The sequence below is a fragment of the Enterococcus sp. DIV0724b genome (genome assembly GCF_050531475.1).
Taxonomy (GTDB): domain Bacteria; phylum Bacillota; class Bacilli; order Lactobacillales; family Enterococcaceae; genus Enterococcus_L; species Enterococcus_L haemoperoxidus.
Genome location: NZ_CP172890.1, coordinates 2,168,271 through 2,188,279, shown reverse-complemented (window position 1 = coordinate 2,188,279; position 20,009 = coordinate 2,168,271). Strand labels below are relative to the sequence as shown.

Here is a 20,009-nt window from a genome sequence, read left to right as displayed (position 1 = left end):
AATCGTTGTATATTTGTAAAAAAGAGCCTACACTAAGAGTATAACTTAAGTATATAGGAGGACTGCATCATGTCAGAGAAAGTTGATAACATCAATAAATTAGCCAATGAAGCAAAGAAAGAAGTCGAACGCTTAGAAGACAAACGGCAAGAAAGCCTTGGAAACTCTATCAATTATATTGAGAATGAATTGCAAATCCAACGTTTATATGCTCAAATCGAAGCTTATGAAAAAGTTTTGGATGTTGTAAAATAAGTCTATTTTTGTAATGACGTAGTATAAAAAATCAAGTTTAATACCAATAGGCCAGACAAAACGATTTTAGTTTTGTCTGGCTTATTTTATTTAATAAAATTTTAAGAAAAAAACTGGACAGAATTATGAAAGAAAATTGGGAGGATTTTGAGGGGTGAGTCTTCATAAAATAATTTATTATTAAAACATAGGAAGTGCAAAGATAAGTTTATAAAAAGGGAGAGAATCAAAATCGGAAAAGATCAAGAATATAAATATACAGATGCTGATGTAGATAGAATCGTTAAACAAAAGCTTCATCGTTGGCAACGAACAAGAAAAGTAGAAATTGCTTGTTTCGAAAAGCGAAAAGACACTATTTCTTCTTACAAAGAAGCAGCGATTATTTTTTTAAATAATGATCTACCTTTTGATATAGACGTTATCGATTGTGTTGTTGATGAACGTTTAGAAGTGACCCAAAAAAAAGCGCAAGCAATCGTAAATTTCGTTTCTTCTATAAAAAAAGGGAACAAAGAAATACGTTAGGCAGAATGGGATAACTATTTTTCAGTAAAAGAAAAATGAGAATATCTTGAAAGAACAGATACATAAAAATCAACTATCATGTGACGTGAAACAACTGTCCAAGCATTGAAGACATAAAAAGCCATGGAAACGTGCAAGCATTTACCCACGTAAAAAGATCTGGAAAAGCAATTATGATACATCAAAAATAGTTAATCAAGAGGAGAGAATCATTTATGGAAAAAGCAATTCATGGTAAAAATGTCAAATTAATGTTTCGTTTATTAAAGGAACGCGCACACAAAAAAGCTGGGTTACTGGCTTTAGAAATGAGTCATACGTATAACCGCGAAACAAATGTAGAAACACAAGCGACTAAAGATGGAAGTGTAGCTACTGGTGGTAGTATTGAATCGAACATCGAAATGGAATTTTTAAAAACAAATACAGATGTATTTAGTATGCTGGAATATGCTTATGAAAACGGTGAAGAGATCGAAGTATGGCGAATCTTTTTCGATAATCCTGTAGAAGGTGAAAAACGTAAATATAAAGCACAATACGGTACTGGTATTTTAGGGAACTTTCCAGATGCGGCAGAAGCAGAAAGTAATGCATCTGTTTCAACGATGTTAAATCTAAACGGTTTGTTAGTTAACGGAGAAGCAACGGTAGATGCTGAAAATGATGAGCTAGCAAAAGCATTCTTCTACGATACAGTAGTAGATGCTAAACCAGAAGAACCCAAAGCCATTTACGAACCACAAACAACACCAGCAGCGCCTACTGAATAAATAATAACGTAATCAAACATAGCAATGTAGAGACGAGACATGTTTAGTTTTGTCTCTCGTTGTTTAAAAAACTTATTGGAGGAATATTCATGGCTAAAAAATCAATCAAAGCAGTAGTAACAATCAAAGACAAAGCGTATCCTTTAATTTTTGGTTTCAAATTCTTAAATGAAATCAATGCTCTACCGAAAGATTCAGAACAAGTTGACAATTTAACACTATTGATTGGGGGATTAATTGATGGTGATCCTAATGCGTTAAAAGAGGTTTTAATTGCAAGTTTAAGCACTTATGATGAGTTAGAAGAATGTGACATCATCCGTTACTTAGAAACATCTGACGAGGTGGAAGCTTTATTTGAAAATTTTATCGAGTTCTTAACATCGGCACCATTATTGAAAAAACGAACGATGAAGATCAAAGCTACGATCGAACAAATGATGAAAACAGTCGAAGCACAAGCCAAAGCCGGTTTGGAGCAAGCTATGACGAAATAGTTCTTAGCTGCTTTCGTTATTTTTCAGGAATCACGTTAAAAGAAATCGAGCGAATGACGCCTTGGGAATATTCACTTAGAACAAAGGCTCATTTGTTGAACGAAAACGAAAAAGAGCGAAGAGTTTATGCGACAGCTTTTGCGAATCGCTTATTTAAGGCGGAAAAGAAAGGTCGTTTCACGATAAAAGATGTAAAAAGTATTTATGACTACGAGAAAAACGAGCAACGGATTTTATCGGATCTTAATCAAAAAAGTATAAAAAAACGGAAAAATACTGAAGATTTGTATGAAATGCGTAACCGTCTTTTACGAGCAAAAGAAGTCGTGGCAAAAAAGAACCAGGGAGGAGGGAATTAATGGAAGAAAAAGATACTAAAATAACTAGACTTCAAGTGGACGATGAGGATTTTACCAACAGACTTACTAGTGCACAAAGTCTTTTGGAGTCATTTGGAAGTACGATACAAAGTGTTGGTCAATTTAGTGCCCAGTTAGGAAATGATTTAGGGTTGATTACCAGCTCCATGGACCTATTGGTAGCCTCAAGTGGTTTAGCTGCGACTGCACTTAATGATTTCAAAGGGGCTAGTGAAGCATTCATTAGTATTAAAAATAGTGTAGAAGATTTAAATGAAAGTATTGGTAATAATCTTAAAAACAAACTTATAACCGCAAAGGAAGTTGCGTCTGACTTTTTTTCAACGCTAGGTTCGACTGCTTCAACAGCAATGGGTAATTTTAAATCAGCTATCGAAACATCAGGTGGGGTTATTCCTTTTTTTAAAGATCACGTTAGTAATATGGCGACAGGCACGATGGAATCATTGAAAGGCATAGGCCAGTCTGCTTCAATTGGAATGAACGGGTTCAAACTTTCAGTTGCTAACGCAGGTGGAATTGTTCCTTTTTTTCAAACTCAAGTTGCTAGTATGGCATCAGGAGCAATAGCGTCAATTCAAGCGTTTGGCTCGTTTTTACTCGCTAACCCTATTGGAGTTGGGCTGGCTTTGATTATTGCTGCAGTTGTAGCAATGTCTGCAGCCTGGAAATCTAATTTTAATAATATTCAAGGCTTTGTCTCATCTGCGTTTGGTGTTATCAAAGGATCAGTCACAAGTTTAGCTCCAGTCTTTAGTCAATTGATGGCGGTATTAAAACCAGTTGGAGCATTCCTAATTGAAACGTTAGTCGTTGCTGCCGCAGCAGTCGTTGATGCATTCAGATTTTTAGTGGTAACAGTCATGTCTGTTGTGAATGGATTTATGACGTTATTAACGCTAGGAAAAAGTGTTTGGAAACTTTTAACGGGTGATTTCAAAGGTGCTGATGAGGAATTTAGTAAAGTAAAAAGTAGTGTTAGCGATATTGTTGATGAGTTCAAAAATTTAGGAGAAAACTCAGCTGTAAAAGGTGTACTAACAGAATCAACGAAAGAACTTGGTAAAGAAGCTGCCGTAACAAGTGACAAAGTTAAAGAAATGGGCGAAGTTTATAAAACGAGCTTGGAAGAAGCAGGAACCAGAATCGATAACTTAAAATCTAAATACTCTGAAGTTGGACAAGCTGCAATTACAGCATTCTCGGGTGAAGGAATGGAGCAATCAACTGCTCGTTTTGAAGCTGCAGAACAAATCATGGTACGACATGCTGACAACATGAAATCAATGAAAGAAAAAGCTGGTGAAGAACTAGCAAAAGCAGATGAACTTTCAGGTGAGAAACAAATAGCAGCTCAAAGCAGTGCGTATTCAATGATGATTACTCAAGCCAGTGTTGGCTCCAGTGAAATGTTGACTATCGCAAATGCGAATAAAGAAATGTTGCTCAACAATAAAACTTTAGAAGGTCAAGAACTATCCGAAGAACAACGAAAAACATTACAAGATCAAAATAACGCTGTTCGTGAAGGCTTAATGGAACAACAACAATTACTCATAGAAGCCAGTCAAAAGAAATTAGAATTAGGCCAACAACTAAGTGAAACTGAACTACAAGCAACTGTAAGTGCGACACAAGCTCTTTATCAAAATAGAAAAGAGCAAATGGTCACAAATGAAGAGGAAATGGCAGCGTTAAAACAACAAATCAATGAAACGTCAGATGAAGTACAAAAAGCGAATTTGAATCAGCAACTTACAGCATTATCATTACACAATGAACAAGCAAAAGAACAACAAACCCAAGCCGGCGTTGACATGTTAACGATGTTGCAACAAAATGAACAGCTAAAAGCTGAAACAGTCTCTAATGGTCTAAAAGGAATGGGCGAAATGACGGGGCAAGAATTAGCCAATATTGTAAGTAAATATGGTGAATCGAACAATAGTGTCAACGATCAAATGACCATACTTGCCGGGATTTTACAAAGTAGAGGACTTGAAGCTAGTGATAGTCTTGTGACTGCTTTACAAAGCGGTGATTTGACCCAGGTTGGCGCACAATTAAGCCAAAATGCAATTGCCGGAATCAGTAGTTTGCCAGATGAGTTATTTTCACAAGGTGATATTGGGAAGAACAAGTTGATCGAAGGCTTAAAAGCGGGAGAGTTAGATGCTAATGAGGTAGGTGCCTTATTGATTAGTTCAATGAATACAGGTTCGACTTCTAAAATAGGAGAAGTACAAACCGCTAATAGAGCACTTTCAAAAGCTGGAACAGATGCTTTAAAACAAGAAGATGCTCAATATAAAGCAACTGGAGCAGGAAATTCAGGCGCTTATGTAGTAGGTATTAGACAAGAAGTTGGCAATGCAGGCAATGCAGGACTAACGTTAGCAACAGCAGCAAGAGGGCAAGCAGATTCATTAAATTTCAATTCAGTAGGATCAAATATGGCAGCGGGTGTTGCAACTGGTATTAGTGCAGGTCAAGAAACAGCTGTCGAAGCAATGCGTCAATTGGTAACGGCCGTAAATGAAGAAGCGAAGAAAAAAGCCATAATCAAATCACCTTCAAGACTATTTAGAGATACAGTCGGCAAATTTATCGCACAAGGTGTGGCAGTCGGGATCGAAGAAGATACAGATGTTGCCGTAGCGAGTGCCAGAAACATGGTTACGGAAATTCAAAATGCTGTATCAGACTCGGATACAAATACACCTACTGCAACAGTAAAAGTAGAACATGACGTCCAAAATAGCATGGTAAACCAAATGCATGAAATGATCGAAACCATTAAAAATATGAAAGTTGTCTTAGAAAGTGGGGCACTAGTAGGTGGAATTGGGAATCAAATGGACGGCTTTTTAGGAAATCAAGCAGGCTATGCAGGGAGGTATCGTTAGTGGCAATTGAAATAAATGAATATATCGAAATGGGACGTTTCAACAGTAAAGAAGCGGGCTATTATGTTTTAGAACATGATGCGCCAAGTCCAGATGAACAAGAAATTATTGAAAGTATTCCCTTTATGCAAGGTGTGTACGATTTCTCAATGTTGTTAGGAGAAAAAGTCTTTGATAATCGAAAACTCACTGTGAAATTATATCGACCCTTAACAACCTATGAAGAGCGCAAACGCTTAGAACAAGAAGCCAAAGAGCAATTGATGTTAAATGAAATCTCATCGATTACTGATTCATGGTTGGATGGCTGTCACTGGTTAGGAAAATGTACAAGTGTAATCGCAGATGATGATCAAAGTCGAAATTCATTGACTCTAACGCTAACTTTTGATTGTTACCCATTTGCCTTGAAAGATGCAGCAGGCTATACTGACGAATTTGATGTTGATTATTTCGTCGACGGTGTGGATCAATGGACTGGATTTTTTGTGAAAGGTCAACGAACTATTTTGTTGATCAATGAAGGCGTAAATGCAACAAGTCCGATCATCACCGCAACTGGAAAAATGCAATTAACTACGGATGACGGTGAATCGTTAGATATTCAAAAAGGACAAAACCAAGATTTGTTTTTCAAATTAAAAAGAGGAGAAAATCGCCTCACGATATTTGGAAATGGCCATATTCGTTTTATTACTGGGACTGAGGTGATGGTGTAATGTATCGAGTAACACTTTTCAAAGATGCTCAAGATAAAAAAGGAATAGTAGTACATGAGCCAGCAAATTTCGGCAACAAAGTGAACTCAGGTGATTTAGAACTTTCATTGGAAGGGTTAGGTATTAGTACATTTGAATTTTCGATCAATGCTAATAATCCCTTATATAGAAAAGCTGAACCTATCGTTAATTTAGTCACAGTTTCTGATCGAAATGGTCAATTGTTCAAGGGAAGAGTCGCAAAAATTTCCAATGTGATGAACAATCAGGGGCATTTTATTGAAAAAATATTGTGTGAGGATCAAAAAGCATTTCTATACGATAGTACGCAAAAATATATGAAAAGTATGATAATGTCTGTAAGCCAATTTTTAGGCAAATTATTGAATGAGCATAATAATCAAGTAGAACCTCATAAAAAAATTTATTTAGGTACTGTGACAGTGACAGACTCTGAACAGGTTTATCGTGGTTCAGATTATGGAAAAACGGCTGAGGTGATCAAAAATCAGTTACTTGATCGTTTGGGTGGTTATTTGATTCTTAGAGAAAAAAACGGGCTGCTGTATTTAGATTATTTAGCTGATTATGGAACTACATCTACAACTCCTTTGCAAATTGCTCGTAATTTAAAAAGTGCTAGTCGAGAAATCGATATTTCCGAATTAGCCACAAGAATCGTACCTATCGGTAAAGATCTTGAAGTGGATGCAACAACAGATATGCAAACGAATCAATTTAGACCTAAAACTACGATCGAGAGCGTGAACGATGGTAAAAATTTTTTAGAAGATGTTTCACTGGTTAAAAAATTTGGTGTGATTCAAACAATCGTTGATTTTCCAAATATAACGGATAAAAATACCTTGAAACGAAGGGGTCAAGAATACTTGGATAATCAGCGTTTAATGATGGTTACTTGGAGTGCAGAAGTGATTGAACTAGGTTTGTTGGATAAGCGCTATGAAATCATCAAATTGGGGAATTCCTATCCAGTATTTAATCCTTATCTGTATGAGAAAGAGACGTTGCAAGTCATTGAGAAAAAAATTGATATATTGAATCCACAAAAAATCAGATTGACAATTGGTAGTGGTAAAAAGACATTTTCACAATATCAATTAGAGTATAAAGGGATGCAAGAAACATTAGAATCTGTTAAAACGAACATTGGAGCCAGCAGTCGAACGATTGATAACTTAAAAGCACAAGCACAGCAGTTAGAAGAACAGACTGCTGTTTTGCCAAAATTTGAGCAAACGCTTAATGAACAACAAGAAAGTTTAATAACACAGTCCAGTACACTTAATGAGCAAAAGGAACTGATTCAAAAACAGGAAATAAAATTAACAGAACAGCAAACGAAATTAGAAGAACTGTATACACTAGTAAAAGAATTACAGAAAAAGTAGGTGAATAGAAAATGTCAGAACAAAAATTTTATGATACACAACCCACAGGTGAAAATCACGAGGTCGATTACAAAGATCCTACAGATGTGGAAGAAATCGAAGAAGCAATCAAATTTGGTGTGATCGATCCGCTGACGCAAAAATATGCTCTTTGGGTAAGAACTAAAATGTGGCGTCGTCATGTAAGGGAATCTATTGCTAGAATTTCGGAATATTCCAGTGTGTTATTCAACCGAATTAAAGAAATTGCGGAAAAGACAGAAAAAAGACAAACACAAGTTGAACAGCGACAAACGAAAATAGAAGATCAATTTAGAGAGGTTCAGCAAAATGCAACAGTTGATAGTGAACTGATTAATGCGAGAAGCAGCGATTTGTACGGTAAATTTCCAGTATTAGATGATCGATTAGAGAATATTGAACAATTGCTTGTTAAATTTTTACCGATTGGTTTTGATGTGACGATTGGCCATTCTTTAGGTGTACAGCCCGAAATCAATGTTCGCACATGGACTCATGGGATTGGTGTCATGAATTTAGGAACAGAACCCGTAGGACTATTTGGCGGTTCAGCAAGTCAGTCGATCCCTTGTCAAGTTACGCATATCGGCGCTAGAGAAAGTATCGTGTCATTGCCAGTTGACTATAAAACGGATGCAGCAATCGTTAAAATTGATGAATTGAATTATATGCTTATTGATGAAGAAAATCTGCGTTCAATTATTTTTGAATTACGTAAATAAGAAGGAGGAAAAAAGATGGAATTAGAAAAAATTTATAGAGGAATGGAAAATGGAGCAGAAACGATTCAGGAGAATTTTGAAAACACTGTAACTAAAACAAGTGATCAAGATATCTCGGGATCTAAGAATTTTATTCAATCACCTTTATTTGCAGGGATGAAATTATTAGATGAAGGTAATTTTCAGATGTCTGTTATAGATGGTAAGGAAGGTCAATTATCAGGCACAGCGTTGAATGGTAAAATAGTTGGGTTTGGCAACACGGTCAGCAACCTTTTAGGAACTTCTGGACAAATTCCGGTGACAGTAAATAAAACAACGCATGAAGCTATCGTCAATAAAGATGGGTATTATGCCATTTTGATTCAATCTTGGTGTCAACCATCTGGGACTGTAGACGGCTATTGGTACTATAATTTTGCTAAAAACGGTGCCAGAGCAGGTGGTGAAGATCGAATCGCAGGTTGGGGTTCGAACGCTTGGAAGAATAGAAATGATGGTTTTGGAATCTATTGTGCCAGATTAAAGAAAGGTGATCGCTTAGGAGCAACTATTGAAACTAGTATTACAGGACAGATAATTAGTTGTGGTCTAAAGTCGGCTATTTTTATTAGATTACAAGATTAGTAGTAATTCTATAAAATTTTATACGTTAAATAGAGTGGGATAACACTGTTTTTTCTGATTATCTCACTCTATAATTGGTAATGAAAAAGAAAAACTCATCACAGAATAAATGAACATAGCTAGTCAAAAAAATGTTTTTTAGTTATAGATGACAAGTTTGTCGTAATACGAAAAAAGATTAATTGAAAATTTCCCTAAAGTTTTTCCAAAATCATCAATACTATACTTTCTTTTCTCCCTATAGAAAGTTATAATAAAAAGCGTATGATTTAAGGAAAAGGGATGACGAATGAATAAAAATAAACTAATGCGTAACTTAGATAATAGAATTGATTATGGTGTGATTTTACCGGTATTCCTTCTTTCAATCATCGGAATACTGTCGCTTTATGTAGCGTTAAGCAATGATCCAAATCGACCAGAGATCGGCAATATGTTGATGAAACAAGGATTGTGGTATTTAGTCGGTGGCGTCAGTATTGTGATTGTGATGAATTTCAGCTCCAAGCTTCTTTGGCGACTGACACCTGTGTTTTATGTGATTGGATTGATTATGATGGGGCTGCTTTTAAAGTTCTATGATCCTTATCTAGAAGCGCAAACAGGTTCTAAAAACTGGATCAGTATAGGTGGGACAACTTTTCAACCTTCAGAACTGATGAAAGTAGCCTTTATTTTAATGCTAGCATATGTTGTGACGATGCATAATGTGAAGAATGTCAATCGAACGCTAAAATCTGATTTTTGGCTAATTGGAAAAATGCTATTGGTGACAATGCCTGTCATCATTTTGATTTTACTACAAGATGACTTTGGGACGATGCTAGTTTTCTTAGCAATTTTTGGCGGAGTTTTCCTGATGTCAGGTATCTCTTGGAAAATTATTTTACCAGCGTTTTTGGCAGCATTACTAATAGGTGCAGGCACGATTTACTTAGTGACCACGACCACTGGACGTGAATTTCTTTATTCAGTAGGGTTTAAACCGTATCAGTTTGATCGAATTGATTTATGGATGAACCCATTCCATCATGATCCTGATCGTTCTTTCCAACCAGCTTTAGCGATCACAGCGATTGGTTCTGGCGGATTGCTTGGAAAAGGGTTTAATGTTAGTGATGTATATGTACCTGTTAGAGAATCAGATATGATTTTCACCGTTGTGGGTGAAAACTTTGGTTTTATTGGCGGATGCTTTATTATTTTGCTATACTTTATCTTGATTTACCGCATGATTCGTGTTTGTTTTGAGACAAATAATGAATTTTATGCCTACATTGCGACTGGAATCATCATGATGATTTTATTCCACGTGTTTGAAAATATCGGGGCGAATATTGGACTTCTACCACTAACAGGGATTCCATTACCCTTTATCAGTCAAGGTGGTTCCTCTATCTTAGGCAATATGCTAGGAGTAGGATTGATTATGTCAATGAAATATCAAAAAGAAGCAACGATTGAAGACTATTAAATGAAAGAAGGCGTTAAAATGTACACATTTTTCTGGTATCCAAAATGTTCAACTTGTAAGAAAGCAAAAGCTTGGTTAGATGAGCATCAGGTAAAATACGAAACGATTGATATGATCGAAAATCCTCCAACTGTAAAACAGTTAGCAAGCTGGATGGAGCAAAGTGATTTGCCAGTCCGCCGTTTCTTTAATACAAGCGGTATTCGTTATAGAGAACAAGGGTTGAAAGATAAAGTCAATGATTTTTCAATCAAAGAAGCAAGTGAATTATTAGCGACTGACGGTATGTTGATCAAACGTCCGATTTTTGTTAAAGGAGATCAATTTTTAGCAAACGGATTTAAAGAATCTGATTATGAAGGAGCTATTAAATAATGGCTGAAGAAGTGAAAATAATTGATAGTCTGTGGATTTTGAAAACAGATGCAGGTTATAAAATTGGTTTGACAAATGAAGCACAAGAAGATTTAGGAAACATCACTTTTGCAACGATGCCTAAGGTTGGTCAAAAACTGCAAAAAGGGGATTCACTAATCGAATTGGAAGCTGAAAAAGCTGTAAGTGAATTTAGTACACCAATCAGCGGAACGATTGTAGCAATTAATGAAGCAGCGGAACAAGATACTAGTGTTTTAGATGATGCAGATCAAAAAAATGCCTGGATCGCTATTTTAACGGATGTTGATGAAGCAGAATTGAATCAAGCGTAATAATAATTGACAAGCGATTTGGATATTGCTATAATTTCATCAATAAAAGTAAAAGCTTTGAAAAGAAGAGTACATGCCAAAAGTGTTTGAAGAGAGCCCTGTTTGCTGGAAATGGGTAACACGATTGAGATGGAAGATGGTCTTTGAGCGGAATAAGTGAGCAAAGGTGAACTTATTACGGGAGTGCCCGTTACAGCACGGCAGTATGCGAATTCAAGTACTGTATAAGGCTATTATTGTGAAATAATGGTAAATCAAGGTGGTAACACGAAAGACAAGCTTTCGTCCTTTTGTCAGATTAATGACAGGGACGGAGGCTTTTTATTGTGAATCACTACGACTGGCTTCGCCATAGTAGATGATGAACAATACTTGGCGAACGAAGTGAGAGTAGTTTTATTTCTACCGAATCATAATCCAAGCCAAAATAAGAAATAGGCGAGCTAGGTCATAAAAATAAGAAAATTAATCTGTCGATTATTTCACAACATAGCACAAAGCATGTAGTATAATAAAAAAGAAGTAAAACCAAAGAAAGCGGAGGGGAAAAAATGCCTCTAATCGAATTACAACACGTACAAAAACAATTTTCCGGAAAAAGCGGACAAGTAACAGCTGTTAACGATGTTTCATTAACAGTCGATCAAGGGGATATATATGGAATCGTTGGTTATTCGGGTGCTGGTAAAAGTACTTTAGTTCGTTTATTAAACGGCTTAGAATTACCAACACAAGGTGAAGTTGTTATCCAAGGGCAAAATGTTGCGCAAATGGCGAATCGAGAACTACGTCAATTTCGTAAAAAAATTGGGATGATTTTTCAACATTTCAATTTATTATGGTCAAGAACGATTTTAGAAAATATCATGTTACCGTTAGAACTAGCAAATGTTCCAAAAAACGTGAGAAAAGAACGTGCACAAGAACTTTTAAATTTAGTTGGTTTACAAGGGCGTGGAGATGCGTATCCAAGTCAATTATCTGGTGGACAAAAGCAACGTGTAGGGATTGCCAGAGCACTAGCTAATAATCCGGAAATTTTACTTTGTGATGAAGCAACAAGTGCATTAGATCCGCAAACAACAGATGAAGTATTGGACCTTCTGTTAGAAATCAATAAAACATTGAATCTGACAATTGTATTGATTACGCATGAGATGCATGTGATTCGCAAGATTTGTAACAAAGTTGCTGTAATGGAGCTGGGTCAAATCGTTGAAGAAGGCGATGTGTTAGAAGTCTTTAGACACCCTAAACAAGCTGTTACAAAACGTTTTGTTCAACAAGAATTAGAACCAAAAGAAGATACGGAAGAGTTATTACAGGAATTGATTAAAGAAAATCCAAACGGTAAAATCGTCGGATTACATTTTGATAATGAAAGTACAAATGAGCCAGTCATTTCTCAAGCTATTCGTGAATTTGATATTGATATTTCAATTTTACATGGAGATGTCAAACAAACTAAAGAAGGTTCGTTTGGAACGCTTACTGTGATTTTACTTGGAGATCCTATTGAAATTGAAAAAGCATTAGAATTCTTTAAAAACAGACAGTTAGGAGTGGAGGTAGTCACTCATGGATAAAAGCTTCTCAGAAACGTATTTCAATTTTGAAAAAATCAATGCCGAAACGATGCAAAAAGCATTTTTTGATACATTGTATATGACTTTAATTTCAATGGCATTTGTTTTAGTATTTGGCTTATTGTTAGGCTTATTGTTATATACCACTCGTAGGAAAGAAGAAACCTACGCTAAAATTTTATATGCAGTGATTTCGCTAGTCAGTAATATATTTCGTTCTATACCATTTATGATTTTGATGGTATTAATTATTCCATTTACAAAAATGATTGTTGGCACAATGCTTGGTGCGACTGCCGCTATCCCTGCTTTAGTTTTATCAGCGGCGCCCTTTTATGCTCGTTTGGTAGAAATTGCATTTCGTGAAGTAGATGCTGGTGTTTTAGAGGCGGCTGAAGCTATGGGAGCAAATTATGGTCAAGTGATTTTGAAAGTTTTAATTCCTGAAAGTATTCCAGCATTAATTTCTGGATTGACTGTAACTAGTGTTTCGATGATTGGTTATACGGCAATGGCGGGCGCAATTGGTGCAGGTGGTTTAGGTGGTTTGGCATGGCAAGAAGGCTATCAATTAGGCAATCTCACAGTTACTTTAGTTGCAACACTTATTATTTTAATCATTGTATTTATTGTTCAGGGGTTAGGAGATTTCTTTGCCAAAAGAACAGATAAAAGATAAAAAGAGATAGGAGATGTTTTTATGAAGAAGAAACTAATTGGATTTGTAGCGATTATTGCTTTAACACTTGCTTTAGCCGCATGTGGTGGTTCGACTAAAAAAGATGTAGATGCAAAAAAAGATGATACAGTATTAAAAGTTGGTGCTTCACCAACGCCACATGCAGAAATTTTAGAACAAGTTAAACCAATATTGAAAAAAGAAGGTATTGACTTAGAGATTGTTAAATTTAGCGATTATATTTTACCAAATAAGTCTTTAGCTGAAGGTGAAATTGACGCGAACTACTTTCAACATATTCAATATTTTGATGAGCAAGTAAAAGATAACGGTTATAAGTTTGCAAATGCTGGAAATATTCACATTGAGCTAATGGGCTTATACTCAAAAAAAATTAAAGATGTTAAAGAATTAAAAGAAGGAGCAACAATTATTACTTCTAATTCGAAATCTGATTGGGGCAGAATCATCACGATTTTACAAGATGCAGGGTTAGTTAAAGTTAAAAGCGGTGTGAATTTAGCAACAGCAACTTTTGATGATATTGCAAAAAATCCTAAAAATTTGAAATTTGTTCATGATATTAATCCAGAATTACTTGCGACTACGTATCAAAATGATGAAGGAGATTTAGTAGCTATCAATGCAAACTTTGCTTATCAAGCGGGCTTAGAACCTAAAAAAGATGCAGTGTTATTAGAAAAAGAAAATTCTCCTTTTGCAAATATTGTCGCTGTACGTGAAGATGACAAAGATAAGGAAAGTATAAAAAAATTAGTATCTGTATTACAAAGTAAAGAAATACAAGATTGGATTTTAGAGAAGTGGAACGGTTCTATTACACCAATTAAATAAATTCATAAAATGAAAAAGCACTATAAACCATTTATTATTGGTTTATAGTGCTTTTTTCGTTTTTATGTGCCTTATTTATGATCTAGTTTCCGCCGTTATAAACAAGGCTATTGGTATTCCAAGCAGAAAGCCATACATTACTGCTGCTTCCCCAATCTGTACTGTGTAATCTAAATAGTCGATAGTAGTATCCGTTATACCAAAAACTTGTACCATAATCTGAAACGTAGTTCGGTCTGAAACTAAAGGCATTCATATTGCCAGTTACATATAAAGAACCAATACCGTTCTCATGCCAAGTAAACCCAGAAGGTGCTAAAGCATGACTACGAAAAGCAGTTCTTTTTCTTCCTTGATTGTCTTTGATTGATCCCGTCTGAGCGATATAATATTGGCTTGTAGCTGCTCTCATATTCATTTTAGGGTTGTATGATGATTGTGGTGGTTCCTCTGTGGTTAGATATTCTATTGGGACAGGACAAGAATCCAATGCTCCATTTTCTTCTAAAATCTCAATAGCTTTTTGGTTGGCTTGGGGATCAGGCACAAAGTCCGTATAAGCTGGGTCATAGGCTGCGTCAACAAGTATTTCATTGTAAAATATTCCCAACTGAACCAAGAAACATAGACCTAATAATTTTGTGAATTTTTTCATTTCTAACACTCCTTATAATTGTATTAACGTTAAATTAATATTTAATGTTAATACAATTATAACGAAATGTGATCGTTGTTGCAATGTATTTTTTTCTTAAAGTTTAATTTTGTCGTTTTGAAGACTGTTATTTAAACACTGAGGTTAAGTGATAATTATCTTAGTCTATGATCTTCTCCAAAATATCAACAAAAATCGGGTTATCATTAAAGGGATGAATATAATGGAAATGTTCTCCGCCGTTCTCCATAAAGTAACCATAATTTTCTTTTTCAATCTCTTCTATTGTTTCTAAGCAATCAGAAACGAACCCAGGTGTCAAGATCAAAATATTCTTATCCCCTTGCTTAGGTAATTCCTTTAGGGTTTGATCAGTAGCCGGAGTCAACCATTCAGCAGGCCCAAATTTTGATTGGAACGTACTTATGAAAGGAATATCCCCTACTTGCTCCATCACAGCTTGAGTTGTCTGGTTGCAATGTTCTAAATAATGATCCCCTTTTTCAACATAAGAAACGGGGATACCGTGATAGGAGAAAACAATCTTATCGATTCTTTTTTCTGTTAAAGCGTGTTTGATTTGTTTTGCTAAAGCGTCAATATATAGTGGCTCATCATAAAATGATTGAATAAAATGTAAGCTGGGAATGGCTTCAGCTTTCAAATAAAACTTAGCGACTTCATCAAAAATGGGTGCTGTGGTAGTCGTTGAATATTGTGGATATAACGGGATAATCGTTATATCGGTAACACCAAGATCGTTCATTTCTTTTAATACTTCTGGAATCAAAGGCTTGCTGTAGGACATTGCATAGCGTACAACATGATCTGGAAAGCGTTCTTGCAGCTGCTCTGCTTGGGATTGCGTATAAAGAAGTAAAGGCGACCCCGTTTCTTGCCAAATCTGTTGGTACAACGCAGCTGTTTTTTTTGGTCTAGTTCGTAAAATAATGCCATGTAAAACAGGTAGCCAGATCAAACGATGGGTATCAATTACTCGTTTATCTCCTAAAAAACGTTTAAGATAGGCTCGAACTTCTTTCGTTTCAGGTTTATCTGGAGTCCCTAAATTAACAATAATAATTCCTTTTTTAGACATTAAAACCCTCTTTTCAAATGGCTAGGACAAAATGCGTTTTGCTCTAGTCAACATTTTTCTGAAATCATTGTAAATTATCTCACAAAGAATAAGGAAAATCAAAATAACTTAGCTAATCATCACCAATATTTGGTTGAGTAGAATAGAGAAAAGGCAGATAATAAAACAATAACCATTTTAGAAAGATTCTAATTAAGTCCATTTTTTCACAAACAAAACCTAGATTAAATAAGAATTATTCTAGTAAAGAGATTGCTTATCATTCTCAATTAGGATAAAATGAGTGAGAACGATAAAATAATTATTTTAAGTTGGAGGGAATTGTACATGTCCGTTTTAGAAATTAAAAATTTACACGTATCAATCGAAGATAAAAAGATTTTAAAAGGGGTTAACCTGACCATGAAAACAGGTGAAATCCACGCAATCATGGGGCCTAACGGAACAGGTAAATCAACCTTATCTGCGGCCATCATGGGAAATCCTAATTACGAAGTCACAGAAGGCGAAATCTTGTTTGATGGAGAAAATGTATTAGAACTTGAAGTGGACGAACGTGCCCGTTTAGGTTTATTCCTTGCAATGCAATACCCAAGTGAAATTCCAGGAATTACGAATGCTGAATTCATGCGTGCGGCAATCAACGCCAAACGTGATGAAGATGACAAAATTTCAGTGATGGAATTCATCAAAAAATTAGATAAAAAAATGGATTTACTAAATATGCCAGAAGAAATGGCTGAACGTTACTTAAACGAAGGCTTCTCTGGTGGGGAAAAGAAACGGAACGAAATCCTACAATTATTGATGTTGGAACCAACATTTGCCATTTTAGATGAAATCGATTCTGGTTTAGATATCGATGCGTTGAAAGTTGTTTCAAAAGGCGTAAACGAAATGCGCGGTGAAAACTTTGGTGCATTGATCATCACTCACTACCAACGTCTATTGAACTACATCACACCTGATGTGGTGCATATCATGATGGAAGGCCGTGTGGTGAAAACTGGCGGTGCTGAACTGGCGAAGCGTTTAGAAGCAGAAGGCTATGCAGGAATCAGCCAAGAATTAGGTATCGAATACAAAGAAGAAGCATAAGGAGGACAAGATAAATGAAGGAAATAACAACAGCGAATTATCTTGACGACATCAACGCTTTTTCAGCCCGTAACGAAGAACCTACTTGGATGACCGACTTACGTGTAGCGGCTTTAGAAAAAGCTGAAAACTTAGAATTACCAAAGATCGAACGTGTGAAATTTCACCGTTGGCCTTTGTTTAATGTGAATACTGAAGAGTATGCACCTGAAACGATGAATATCCCAAGCTTTGATGCAATGAAAGACAATCCAGTGATCGTGCAACAAGGGTCGATTACAGCTTTTGAACAACTTTCAGCGAAATTAGCCGATCAAGGTGTAATTTTCACTGACATGTTTACAGCCTTGCAAGAACATGGCGATTTAGTCAAAGAATATTATATGAATAAAGCAGTTGAAATGGATGAAGATAAATTAACGGCTTTCCACACAGCCTTTATGAATAGCGGTGTATTCTTATATGTACCGAAAAATGTTGTCATTGAAGAACCAATCGAAGCAATCTTTATTCAAGATTCAGCCAGTGAAGAATCTTTCTTCAAACATGTATTGATCGTAGCGGACGAACATAGTGAGTTCAGCTATTTAGAACGATTCCAAACAATTGGCGATCAAAAAGTCAAAGTATCAGCGAATATCGTCGTTGAAGTGATTGCCAAAGCTGGTTCAAAAGTGAAATACTCAGCTGTCGATCAATTAGGCGAAAATGTTTCAACGTATATGAACCGTCGTGGACACATTATGCGTGATGCATCTGTTGATTGGGCGTTAGGCGTGATGAATGACGGTGACGTGGTTGCTGATTTTGATTCAGATTTAGTAGGCGAAGGCTCTCACTCAGAAGTCAAAGTCGTGGCAATCAGTGCGGGCAAACAAACGCAAGGAATCGATACGCGTGTAACCAATAAAGCGTCTCACTCAGTGGGACACATTTTACAACACGGAGTTATCCGCGAACGTGGAACTCTAACATTCAACGGAATCGGTCACATCCTAAAAGGCGCTAAAGGGGCGGATGCTCAACAAGAAAGTCGTGTCTTAATGCTTTCTGATAAAGCCCGTGGCGATGCGAACCCAATTCTATTGATCGATGAAAATGAAGTAACTGCAGGACACGCTGCCAGTGTTGGTCGTGTTGATCCAGAAGAAATGTACTACTTAATGAGCCGTGGTTTACGTAAAGATGATGCGGAACGTTTGGTTATCCGTGGCTTCTTAGGTTCAGTTATTACGGCGATTCCTGTGAAAGATGTGCAAAAAGAATTTGTAGACGTAATTGAAGGGAAGTTGAATGCATGATAAACGCAGATAAGATTCGTCAGCAGTTTCCCATCTTGTTTCAAGAAGTCAATGACGAGCCGCTTGTTTATCTGGATAATGCAGCAACAACTCAAAAGCCCAAAGCAGTTTTAGATAAACTGACTTATTATTACGAACATGATAACGCTAATGTCCATCGTGGTGTGCATACCTTGGCCGAACGTGCCACGAAAGAGTATGAAGAAGCTCGTGAAAAAGTTAGAGCCTTTATCAATGCCAAAGAAACAGCAGAAACGCTCTTTACCCGAGGTACAACGACTAGTTTAAATTGGGTCGCAAAAAGCTATGGTGATTTAGCGGTCGAAGCAGGGGATGAAATTGTGATTTCTTATATGGAACATCACTCTAACATCATTCCTTGGCAACAGTTAGCTGAACGAAAAGGCGCAACCTTGAAATATATCGAGATCACAGCAGATAGCTTTTTAGATATGGAAAGTGCGAAAAAACAAATCACGGATAAAACCAAGATTGTTTCTATCGCGCATGTATCCAATGTTTTAGGCGTGATCAATCCAGTGGCAGAGCTGGCAGAGTTAGCTCATAGCCACGGAGCTGTCTTAGTTGTCGATGGTGCTCAAGCTGTACCACATATGCCAGTGGATGTTCAAGCAATTGATGCTGATTTTTACGCATTCAGTGGGCATAAAATGTGTGGTCCAACTGGAATTGGTGTATTATATGGAAAACGTGAATTACTAGATCAAATGGAACCCGTGGAATTTGGTGGTGAAATGATCGATTTCGTGAATTTGTATGATAGTACCTGGAAAGAATTGCCTTGGAAATTTGAGGCAGGAACACCAAATATTGCTGGAGCAATTGCTCTAGGTGCGGCCATCGATTTTCTAACAGAGATCGGATTAGAAGAAATTCATCAACATGAAGCAGAATTAGTAGCTTACGTATTACCAAAACTATTGTCGATCGAAGGTTTGACGGTTTACGGGCCGCAAGATCCAGCCCATCATACAGGTGTTTTGGCGTTTAATTTAGATGGATTACATCCACATGACACAGCGACGGCTTTAGATATGGAAGGAGTGGCAGTTCGTGCAGGACATCATTGTGCCCAGCCATTACTGAAATATTTAGACGTTCCGGCGACAGCTCGTGCAAGCTTCTATCTTTATAATACAAAAGCAGATGCGGATCGATTGATCGAAGCAATTTTAGCGACAAAGGAGTTTTTCCAACATGGCTCTATCTAGATTAGATAATTTATACCGTCAAGTGATTTTGGATCATTCAAGTCATCCTCATCATCATGGAACATTAGCAGAATCAAGCAAGAAAATCGAAATGAATAACCCAACTTGTGGCGATGTAATCGAATTGCAAGTAGCTATTGAAGACAATGTCATTAAAGATATTGCGTTTAGTGGCAGTGGTTGTTCGATTAGTACAGCGAGTGCCAGTATGATGACAGATGCGGTGATTGGGAAAACCTTAGCCGAAGCAGAACAGTTGGCTGAAGATTTTTCTCAATTGGTACAAGGAAATGATGTACCAGAAGAAGAAAAACTAGGTGATGCAGCGATGCTTAGTGGCGTAGCAAAATTCCCAGCACGGATTAAATGTGCAACACTTGCTTGGAAAGCGTTAGAACAAGCAGTTGAAAATGACGGACAAGGAACCGCAGGACAATTACACTGCGAAGAATAGAAATAAATCAAAAGGGAGCGTGAGCC

The 20,009-nt window shown here is 36.5% G+C and carries 21 protein-coding genes and 1 other annotated feature; of the genes, 19 read left to right on the top strand and 2 right to left on the bottom strand.

Features of this window, described 5'->3' with window-relative positions; all coding sequences use genetic code 11:
- The first annotated feature begins 69 nt into the window (after window positions 1-69).
- The 15 genes from IGJ02_RS10080 to IGJ02_RS10010 all read left to right on the top strand — a co-directional run bounded on the left by IGJ02_RS10080 (window position 70) and on the right by IGJ02_RS10010 (window position 14,144).
- Entirely contained in the window at window positions 70-255 is a 186-nt protein-coding gene (locus tag IGJ02_RS10080; protein WP_010763358.1) for a hypothetical protein, read from the top strand.
- A 743-nt stretch (window positions 256-998) separates the two neighbouring features.
- On the top strand, window positions 999-1,556 hold the full coding sequence (locus tag IGJ02_RS10075) for a phage major tail protein, TP901-1 family (RefSeq protein WP_430601891.1): 558 nt from the start codon (window positions 999-1,001) through the stop codon (window positions 1,554-1,556).
- A gap of 89 nt (window positions 1,557-1,645) precedes the next feature.
- A complete protein-coding gene (locus tag IGJ02_RS10070; RefSeq protein ID WP_430601890.1) occupies window positions 1,646-2,053 on the top strand; it encodes a tail assembly chaperone in 408 nt (135 codons plus the stop codon).
- A gap of 53 nt (window positions 2,054-2,106) precedes the next feature.
- A complete protein-coding gene (locus IGJ02_RS10065; RefSeq protein WP_430601889.1) occupies window positions 2,107-2,412 on the top strand; it encodes a hypothetical protein in 306 nt (101 codons plus the stop codon).
- Window positions 2,412-5,339 carry a hypothetical protein gene (locus tag IGJ02_RS10060; protein ID WP_430601888.1) on the top strand — a complete coding sequence of 976 codons (2,928 nt, stop codon included), beginning with the start codon at window positions 2,412-2,414 and terminating at the stop codon, window positions 5,337-5,339. Before IGJ02_RS10065 ends, IGJ02_RS10060 begins: the two co-directional genes overlap by 1 nt.
- Window positions 5,339-6,058, top strand: coding sequence for a hypothetical protein (locus IGJ02_RS10055; protein ID WP_430601887.1), 720 nt, complete (start codon window positions 5,339-5,341; stop codon window positions 6,056-6,058). The genes IGJ02_RS10060 and IGJ02_RS10055 overlap by 1 nt, the downstream gene beginning before the upstream one ends.
- On the top strand, window positions 6,058-7,470 hold the full coding sequence (locus IGJ02_RS10050) for a phage tail protein (RefSeq protein ID WP_430601886.1): 1,413 nt from the start codon (window positions 6,058-6,060) through the stop codon (window positions 7,468-7,470). The genes IGJ02_RS10055 and IGJ02_RS10050 overlap by 1 nt, the downstream gene beginning before the upstream one ends.
- An 11-nt stretch (window positions 7,471-7,481) precedes the next feature.
- On the top strand, window positions 7,482-8,213 hold the full coding sequence (locus tag IGJ02_RS10045) for a hypothetical protein (protein ID WP_430601885.1): 732 nt from the start codon (window positions 7,482-7,484) through the stop codon (window positions 8,211-8,213).
- 15 nt (window positions 8,214-8,228) lie between these two features.
- On the top strand, window positions 8,229-8,840 hold the full coding sequence (locus IGJ02_RS10040; RefSeq protein WP_430601884.1) for a hypothetical protein: 612 nt from the start codon (window positions 8,229-8,231) through the stop codon (window positions 8,838-8,840).
- Between the two features lie 289 nt (window positions 8,841-9,129).
- A complete protein-coding gene (locus IGJ02_RS10035) occupies window positions 9,130-10,314 on the top strand; it encodes an FtsW/RodA/SpoVE family cell cycle protein (RefSeq protein WP_010763359.1) in 1,185 nt (394 codons plus the stop codon).
- An 18-nt stretch (window positions 10,315-10,332) separates the two neighbouring features.
- Complete coding sequence (locus IGJ02_RS10030; protein ID WP_430604098.1) at window positions 10,333-10,689, top strand: arsenate reductase family protein; 357 nt, start codon at window positions 10,333-10,335, stop codon at window positions 10,687-10,689.
- The gene (locus IGJ02_RS10025) at window positions 10,689-11,024 is read left to right on the top strand and encodes a glycine cleavage system protein H (protein WP_010763361.1); all 336 of its coding nucleotides are present in this window, start codon (window positions 10,689-10,691) and stop codon (window positions 11,022-11,024) included. The genes IGJ02_RS10030 and IGJ02_RS10025 overlap by 1 nt, the downstream gene beginning before the upstream one ends.
- A gap of 48 nt (window positions 11,025-11,072) precedes the next feature.
- Window positions 11,073-11,317 (top strand) — a binding site (T-box leader).
- Between the two features lie 258 nt (window positions 11,318-11,575).
- Complete coding sequence (locus tag IGJ02_RS10020) at window positions 11,576-12,610, top strand: methionine ABC transporter ATP-binding protein (protein ID WP_430601883.1); 1,035 nt, start codon at window positions 11,576-11,578, stop codon at window positions 12,608-12,610.
- Complete coding sequence (locus IGJ02_RS10015; RefSeq protein WP_430601882.1) at window positions 12,603-13,289, top strand: methionine ABC transporter permease; 687 nt, start codon at window positions 12,603-12,605, stop codon at window positions 13,287-13,289. Before IGJ02_RS10020 ends, IGJ02_RS10015 begins: the two co-directional genes overlap by 8 nt.
- A 21-nt stretch (window positions 13,290-13,310) precedes the next feature.
- Window positions 13,311-14,144 carry a MetQ/NlpA family ABC transporter substrate-binding protein gene (locus tag IGJ02_RS10010; RefSeq protein ID WP_430601881.1) on the top strand — a complete coding sequence of 278 codons (834 nt, stop codon included), beginning with the start codon at window positions 13,311-13,313 and terminating at the stop codon, window positions 14,142-14,144.
- Window positions 14,145-14,226: 82 nt separating this feature from the next.
- Here the strand turns inward: IGJ02_RS10010 and IGJ02_RS10005 are convergent, their stop codons facing one another.
- Both IGJ02_RS10005 and hemH read right to left on the bottom strand, forming a co-directional pair.
- Window positions 14,227-14,799: a hypothetical protein gene (locus IGJ02_RS10005; RefSeq protein ID WP_430601880.1), complete on the bottom strand. Its 573-nt coding sequence runs from the start codon at window positions 14,797-14,799 to the stop codon at window positions 14,227-14,229.
- Between the two features lie 160 nt (window positions 14,800-14,959).
- Window positions 14,960-15,898: a ferrochelatase gene (gene hemH / locus IGJ02_RS10000; protein WP_430601879.1), complete on the bottom strand. Its 939-nt coding sequence runs from the start codon at window positions 15,896-15,898 to the stop codon at window positions 14,960-14,962.
- Window positions 15,899-16,225: 327 nt separating this feature from the next.
- On the opposite strand from hemH, the gene sufC reads away from it, so the two are divergent.
- Genes sufC through sufU form a run of 4 tightly spaced genes read left to right on the top strand, consistent with a single transcriptional unit; the run spans window position 16,226 to window position 19,983 of the window.
- Window positions 16,226-16,996 carry a Fe-S cluster assembly ATPase SufC gene (gene sufC / locus IGJ02_RS09995; RefSeq protein WP_010763366.1) on the top strand — a complete coding sequence of 257 codons (771 nt, stop codon included), beginning with the start codon at window positions 16,226-16,228 and terminating at the stop codon, window positions 16,994-16,996.
- A gap of 14 nt (window positions 16,997-17,010) precedes the next feature.
- Entirely contained in the window at window positions 17,011-18,297 is a 1,287-nt protein-coding gene (sufD, locus tag IGJ02_RS09990; RefSeq protein WP_430601878.1) for a Fe-S cluster assembly protein SufD, read from the top strand.
- On the top strand, window positions 18,294-19,529 hold the full coding sequence (locus IGJ02_RS09985) for a cysteine desulfurase (RefSeq protein WP_430601877.1): 1,236 nt from the start codon (window positions 18,294-18,296) through the stop codon (window positions 19,527-19,529). Before sufD ends, IGJ02_RS09985 begins: the two co-directional genes overlap by 4 nt.
- On the top strand, window positions 19,516-19,983 hold the full coding sequence (gene sufU / locus IGJ02_RS09980; RefSeq protein WP_069639886.1) for a Fe-S cluster assembly sulfur transfer protein SufU: 468 nt from the start codon (window positions 19,516-19,518) through the stop codon (window positions 19,981-19,983). Before IGJ02_RS09985 ends, sufU begins: the two co-directional genes overlap by 14 nt.
- Window positions 19,984-20,009 lie beyond the last annotated feature (26 nt).

Coding starts and splice junctions, on each gene's coding strand:
- IGJ02_RS10080 (WP_010763358.1), top strand. CDS start 70: ATGTCAGAGAAAGTTGATAACATCAATAAATTAGCCAATGAAGCAAAG.
- IGJ02_RS10075 (WP_430601891.1), top strand. CDS start 999: ATGGAAAAAGCAATTCATGGTAAAAATGTCAAATTAATGTTTCGTTTA.
- IGJ02_RS10070 (WP_430601890.1), top strand. CDS start 1,646: ATGGCTAAAAAATCAATCAAAGCAGTAGTAACAATCAAAGACAAAGCG.
- IGJ02_RS10065 (WP_430601889.1), top strand. CDS start 2,107: ATGACGCCTTGGGAATATTCACTTAGAACAAAGGCTCATTTGTTGAAC.
- IGJ02_RS10060 (WP_430601888.1), top strand. CDS start 2,412: ATGGAAGAAAAAGATACTAAAATAACTAGACTTCAAGTGGACGATGAG.
- IGJ02_RS10050 (WP_430601886.1), top strand. CDS start 6,058: ATGTATCGAGTAACACTTTTCAAAGATGCTCAAGATAAAAAAGGAATA.
- IGJ02_RS10045 (WP_430601885.1), top strand. CDS start 7,482: ATGTCAGAACAAAAATTTTATGATACACAACCCACAGGTGAAAATCAC.
- IGJ02_RS10040 (WP_430601884.1), top strand. CDS start 8,229: ATGGAATTAGAAAAAATTTATAGAGGAATGGAAAATGGAGCAGAAACG.
- IGJ02_RS10035 (WP_010763359.1), top strand. CDS start 9,130: ATGAATAAAAATAAACTAATGCGTAACTTAGATAATAGAATTGATTAT.
- IGJ02_RS10030 (WP_430604098.1), top strand. CDS start 10,333: ATGTACACATTTTTCTGGTATCCAAAATGTTCAACTTGTAAGAAAGCA.
- IGJ02_RS10025 (WP_010763361.1), top strand. CDS start 10,689: ATGGCTGAAGAAGTGAAAATAATTGATAGTCTGTGGATTTTGAAAACA.
- IGJ02_RS10020 (WP_430601883.1), top strand. CDS start 11,576: ATGCCTCTAATCGAATTACAACACGTACAAAAACAATTTTCCGGAAAA.
- IGJ02_RS10015 (WP_430601882.1), top strand. CDS start 12,603: ATGGATAAAAGCTTCTCAGAAACGTATTTCAATTTTGAAAAAATCAAT.
- IGJ02_RS10010 (WP_430601881.1), top strand. CDS start 13,311: ATGAAGAAGAAACTAATTGGATTTGTAGCGATTATTGCTTTAACACTT.
- IGJ02_RS10005 (WP_430601880.1), bottom strand. CDS start 14,799: ATGAAAAAATTCACAAAATTATTAGGTCTATGTTTCTTGGTTCAGTTG.
- hemH (WP_430601879.1), bottom strand. CDS start 15,898: ATGTCTAAAAAAGGAATTATTATTGTTAATTTAGGGACTCCAGATAAA.
- sufC (WP_010763366.1), top strand. CDS start 16,226: ATGTCCGTTTTAGAAATTAAAAATTTACACGTATCAATCGAAGATAAA.
- sufD (WP_430601878.1), top strand. CDS start 17,011: ATGAAGGAAATAACAACAGCGAATTATCTTGACGACATCAACGCTTTT.
- IGJ02_RS09985 (WP_430601877.1), top strand. CDS start 18,294: ATGATAAACGCAGATAAGATTCGTCAGCAGTTTCCCATCTTGTTTCAA.
- sufU (WP_069639886.1), top strand. CDS start 19,516: ATGGCTCTATCTAGATTAGATAATTTATACCGTCAAGTGATTTTGGAT.